Origin of the sequence: Azospirillum sp., assembly GCF_035627195.1 — a bacterium.
Lineage (GTDB): Bacteria > Pseudomonadota > Alphaproteobacteria > Azospirillales > Azospirillaceae > Azospirillum.
The window spans coordinates 1-4,726 of sequence record NZ_DASPMG010000451.1; the positions used below are offsets into that span (position 1 = coordinate 1).

Here is a 4,726-nt window from a genome sequence, read left to right on the forward strand (position 1 = left end):
GCGGATCGGCTTCATCACGCCGCTGACGCACAATTTCTGCGAAAGCTGCAACCGCGTGCGGCTGACCTGCACCGGCACGCTGTACATGTGCCTGGGCCAGGAGGACGCCGCCGACCTGCGCACGCCGCTGCGCCTGAGCGACGACGACGCGGTGGTGGAGCAGGCGATCCGCGACGCCATCCGCCACAAGCCGAAGGGCCACGACTTCATCATCGACCGCCGCCACAAGGCCGCGCCGGTGCCCCGCCACATGAGCGTGACGGGCGGGTGAGGCTCAGACCAGCGGCCGGACGAGCGAGGCCCAGGGTGTGCCGGCGGCGCGGTCGGCGAGGCGCCGGTCGGCCGTGACCAGGGGCAGGTCGCGCGCCTCGGCCAGGGCGAGATAGAAGGCGTCGTAGACGGGGTGGTTGAGCGCCAGCGCGATTTCCACGGCACGCGCGGAGAGCACCTCACCCGGCACGATTTCCTCCAACATGGCACGCAGTCCGCGCGCGAGATCGAGTGCCTGCATAGCCGTCGCCTGCCCCATGCGCACCTTCTTCCACGCAACGTTGGACGCCTCGGCGATGACGAGATCCGGCGCGACCAGCGGCATCCCCGCGCGGAGCAGCGCACGCGCCTGATCGGCCTGCGGTTCCGGAAAGAACCACTTGACCGCGACGCTGGAGTCGATGACCAGACCGCTCACCGGTCACGGTCTTCGCGAATGAGCAGCGTACTGTCCGTCTGCGGTCCCGGCGGGCTCATCGCGCAAATGCGATCGGCAAAGGCCAGCTTCTCCTCCGCTGACAGCGGCCGCCGCACGGAAGCCGTGCGCGCAGCCTGCGTGACGATGTCGCGCAGTTCGTCCTCCAGCGAGCGGCCGTGCAGGAGGGCGCTGCGCTGCAGGCTCTCAATGACGCCTTCGTCCAGGTTGCGGATCACGAGGTCGTTCATGGCGGCGGTCCCGGTGCGTGTGCCTTCCTAAAATAGCCCCTCGCGCCGGATTCGCAAAGCAGCGCCACCCGCGCGGGCACTGTCGCGGCGGGCTCACCTGCGCTATGGTCGGGGCACGATGACCGATCCCGCCGCTTACCCGTTCCGCAACAATCCCCCGCAGATCGCCTTCGTGTGCGCCGACACCGAGGAGGCGCGGCGCGCCCGCACGCGGCTGGTGCACCGATACGGCAACGTGCCGATCGGCATGGCCGACGTCATCGTGGCGCTGGGCGGGGACGGCTTCCTGCTGGAGACGCTGCACTGCGCGCTGGGGCGCGGCGGGGCGATGCCGAAGCCGGTGTACGGGATGAACCGCGGCTCGGTCGGGTTCCTGCTCAACGCCTACCGCGACGAGGAACTGCCGGAACGCATCCTGCGCGCCCAGCACGTCACGCTGCACCCGCTGCGCATGCACGCCACGCGGGTCAACGGCTCCACCATCGAGGCCATCGGCATCAACGAGGTGTCGCTGCTGCGCGAGACGCGGCAGGCCGCCAAGCTGCGCATCACCGTGGACGACAAGGTCCGCCTGCCGGAGCTGATCTGCGACGGCGCGCTGGTCGCCACGCCGGCCGGCAGCACCGCCTACAACCTGTCGGCCCACGGGCCGATCATCCCGCTGGGGGCGGGCGTGCTGGCGCTGACGCCGATCAGCGCGTTCCGCCCGCGGCGCTGGCGCGGCGCGCTGCTGCCGCACGCCGCACAGATCACCTTCGACGTGCTGGAATGCGCCAAGCGCCCGGTCAGCGCCGTGGCCGACTTCACCGAGGTGCGCGAGGTGGAGCGCGTGGTGGTCAGCGAGGCGCGCGACGTGTCGATCACCCTGCTGTTCGACCCGGAGTTCAACTTCGAGGAACGCATCCTGAAGGAACAGTTCGAACCCTGAGGGCGCCCTACTCCGCCGCGCGGGCCACGGTGCGGGAGGCGGCGTAGGCGCAGACCTCGCGCACCAGGGTGGACAGGTGGCCTTGCAGCCGGCCGAAGCCGGCGTGCTTCTCCAGCGTCTCCTCGTTCATGTAGAGGCGCCGGTTGATCTCCAGCTGCACCGAATGGCGGCCGCGCGCCGGGTTGGCGTAGCGGGCCAGCAGCTCGACCCCCTTGTAGGGATCGTTGCGGGTGACGCGGTAGCCGAAGCCGCGCAGCACCTCGACGATCAGGTTCACAAAGCCGCGCTCGCTGGTGCGGCCGTCGCGGTCGCCGACGACGAAGTCGATGGTCGACGAACCGTCGCCGATGGAGGGCATGGAGTGGCAGTCCACGTGCCACGCCCCGCCGAACTGCGCGCTGAAGGAGTCCAGAACGCTGGCGACCTGGAAATGGTAGGGGCGGTAGTAGCGGTCGATGCGTTCCGCCACCTCGGCCACCGGCAGGCGGCCGTCGTAGAGCGGCAGGCCCGGCCGGCACAGCGTGCGGATCAGGCCCATGCCGGCGGCACTCTTGTCGGTCGGGCGCAGCTTCTCCGGCCAGGGGCCGTCGAGGATGCCGGGGTCGATGTCGTCCGCCGCGCGGTTGGCGTCCACGTAGGTGCGCGGGAACAGCGCCAGCAGCAGCGTGGCGCCCTGCTCCGGCGCGCAGGCGAACAGCTCGTCCACATAGGTGTCCTCCGCCTGACGCAGGACCGGCAGGGGGCAGACGAAGTGGAAGTCGCGCGGGTAGACGGTGCCGCTGTGCGGGGAATCGAAGAGGACCGGCACCCGCCGGCCGGCCGGATCGTGGCGGACCAGGACGTCCTCGATCACGAAGCTCATCGCGCCAAACCCGGATTCCGTAAGCCTTTCGTCGCAATCCCCACACCGAATGGGGGATGGCGGACGCCTCATCGTCCGCTCGCGTATACTGGAGTTGCCGCCGGCCGTCGACGAAAAACTGTCATACTATAAAACTGTCATACTATGGGAGGCGACCCGTGCCGCCATGGGTGCCGTTATGGGGGGCTGGTGCGGGCGGGCCGGGTCCGCCATACTCCGGGACCTCGTGCGTGTGCGAAACGACTGCCTGCCCCCTCCCCCGGCCCCTCCTTGTCATTGGATGCGAGCCCCGCGTGTTCGAACCCGTTCCCATCCAGCTGCAGCCGCCCGACGTCGCCCCCTACCGGTACGGCAACACCGGCATCGAGTACGTCACCACGCTCGACGGCGGGCAGCCGGGGCCGCACGTGGTCATCAACGGGCTGACGCACGGCAACGAGATCTGCGGCGCCATCGCCATCGACGCGCTGTTCCGCCTGGGCGTGAAGCCGCTGCGGGGCAAGCTGACGCTGTCGCTGGCCAACGTCGCCGCCTACCAGACCTTCGACCGCACCGCGCCCTACGCCGCCCGCTTCGTCGATGAGGACTTCAACCGCCTGTGGTCGCCCGACGTGCTGGACAGCCGGCGGGACAGCGCGGAGCTGCGCCGCGCCCGCGCGCTGCGCCCGGTGTTCGACGCGGCCGACGTGCTGCTGGACGTGCACTCCATGACCAACGACACGCCGCCGCTGACGCTGTGCGGGCGCACCGGGCGCGGGCGCGACCTGGCCAGGGCGCTGGGCTACCCGGCGTGGATCGTCGCCGACGAGGGGCACGCCGCCGGCCGCCGGCTGATCGACTACGACGGCTTCGCCGAGGCGGACGGCACCCGCACCGCCGTGCTGGTGGAATGCGGCCAGCACTGGCGCGCCGAGACCGGCGCGGTGGCGGTGGAGACCTGCCTGCGCTTCCTGCTGCACCTGGGCATGGTCGACCCCGCGCTCGCCCGCCCGCGCCTGCGCCGGCACGCCGAGCCGCGGCGGGTGGTGGAGGTGACGCAGGCGGTGACCGCGCGCGGCGACAGCTTCCACTTCAACGCCGCCTACGCCGGGCTGGAGATCGTGCCCAAGGCGGGGACGGTGATCGGCCACGACGGCGAGGAGCCGCTGGCCACCCCCTACGACGACTGCGTGCTGATCATGCCGGCGCGCCGCGTGCGGCCGGGGCAGACGGCGGTGCGGCTGGGGCGGATCGTCGAATAATGCGCGGCACCCTGTTTTCCTGGACGCTGGCCCTGGCGATCGGCACGGCGGGCGGGGCGCTGTTCGCGCACTTCGACATGCCGCTGGCCTGGATGATCGGCGCCATGCTGTTCACCGCGGTGGCGGCCATGGCGAAGCTGCCCGTGCGCGTGCCGCCGCCCTTGCGCAGCGGCATGATCATGGTGCTGGGCGTCATGCTGGGCAGCGGCTTCACGCCGGAGATCCTGGGCCGCATCGGCGATTGGGGCGTCAGCCTGTCGGCCCTGGCCGGCTATGTGGTGGTGTGCACGGTGGCGGGGGTGGTCTACCTGCAGCGCTTCGTGCGGCTGGACGCGGTGACCGCCTATTTCACCGCCACGCCCGGCGGCCTGAACGAGATGGTGCTGGCCGGCACCGCCATGGGCGGCGACGACCGCACCATCTCGCTGGTGCACGCGCTGCGCGTCATGCTGGTGGTGCTGGTGATCCCGTTCTGGTTCCAGGCGCTGGGCTACTACGACCCGCACGACCGCGGGCCGCTGGGGCCACCGCTGGCCTCGATGTCGCTGGCGGACGCCGCCCTGCTGGCGGGGTGCGCCGTGGGCTACCCGATCGCGCGGTTCCTGCACATCCCGGCGGCGCAGATCGTCGGGCCCATGCTGCTGTCGGCGGCAATCCACCTGGGCGGCCTGACGGCCGGCGCCCCGCCCGGCGTGCTGGTGGGGGCGGCGCAGGTGGTGGTGGGGTCGGCGCTGGGCTGCCGCTTCACCGGCATCCGGG

General features: G+C 71.2%; 6 protein-coding genes and 1 pseudogene. 4 read left to right on the forward strand and 3 right to left on the reverse strand.

The genetic code is table 11. The features are described from left to right. Nucleotides 1-271 (forward strand): annotated as a pseudogene (locus VED21_RS38540) (GTP 3',8-cyclase MoaA); the annotation flags it as partial. Between the two features lie 3 nt (nt 272-274). Here VED21_RS38540 and VED21_RS38545 read toward each other — a convergent pair. Further along, on the reverse strand, nt 275-688 hold the full coding sequence (locus tag VED21_RS38545) for a type II toxin-antitoxin system VapC family toxin (RefSeq protein ID WP_324891786.1): 414 nt from the start codon (nt 686-688) through the stop codon (nt 275-277). Then, a complete protein-coding gene (locus tag VED21_RS38550; protein ID WP_324891788.1) occupies nt 685-936 on the reverse strand; it encodes a FitA-like ribbon-helix-helix domain-containing protein in 252 nt (83 codons plus the stop codon). Before VED21_RS38550 ends, VED21_RS38545 begins: the two co-directional genes overlap by 4 nt. Nucleotides 937-1,054: 118 nt before the next feature. Here VED21_RS38550 and VED21_RS38555 point away from each other — a divergent pair, with 118 nt between their 5' ends. Next, nucleotides 1,055-1,864, forward strand: coding sequence for an NAD kinase (locus VED21_RS38555; protein ID WP_324891790.1), 810 nt, complete (start codon nt 1,055-1,057; stop codon nt 1,862-1,864). A gap of 7 nt (nt 1,865-1,871) precedes the next feature. Here VED21_RS38555 and VED21_RS38560 read toward each other — a convergent pair whose 3' ends face one another. Further along, the gene (locus VED21_RS38560; RefSeq protein ID WP_324891792.1) at nt 1,872-2,726 is read right to left on the reverse strand and encodes an N-formylglutamate amidohydrolase; all 855 of its coding nucleotides are present in this window, start codon (nt 2,724-2,726) and stop codon (nt 1,872-1,874) included. Between the two features lie 293 nt (nt 2,727-3,019). On the opposite strand from VED21_RS38560, the gene VED21_RS38565 reads away from it, so the two are divergent. Both VED21_RS38565 and VED21_RS38570 read left to right on the forward strand, forming a co-directional pair. After that, the gene (locus VED21_RS38565) at nt 3,020-3,967 is read left to right on the forward strand and encodes a succinylglutamate desuccinylase/aspartoacylase domain-containing protein (protein WP_324891794.1); all 948 of its coding nucleotides are present in this window, start codon (nt 3,020-3,022) and stop codon (nt 3,965-3,967) included. Continuing rightward, nucleotides 3,967-4,726 (forward strand): AbrB family transcriptional regulator (locus tag VED21_RS38570; protein ID WP_324891796.1); only part of this gene is annotated, 760 nt, incomplete at its 3' end. The genes VED21_RS38565 and VED21_RS38570, both read left to right, overlap by 1 nt.

What these genes read in the sequence shown, in the direction of transcription:
- VED21_RS38550 (WP_324891788.1), bottom strand. Translation starts at nt 936, where the DNA reads ATGAACGACCTCGTGATCCGCAACCTGGACGAAGGCGTCATTGAGAGC.
- VED21_RS38555 (WP_324891790.1), top strand. Translation starts at nt 1,055, where the DNA reads ATGACCGATCCCGCCGCTTACCCGTTCCGCAACAATCCCCCGCAGATC.
- VED21_RS38560 (WP_324891792.1), bottom strand. Translation starts at nt 2,726, where the DNA reads ATGAGCTTCGTGATCGAGGACGTCCTGGTCCGCCACGATCCGGCCGGC.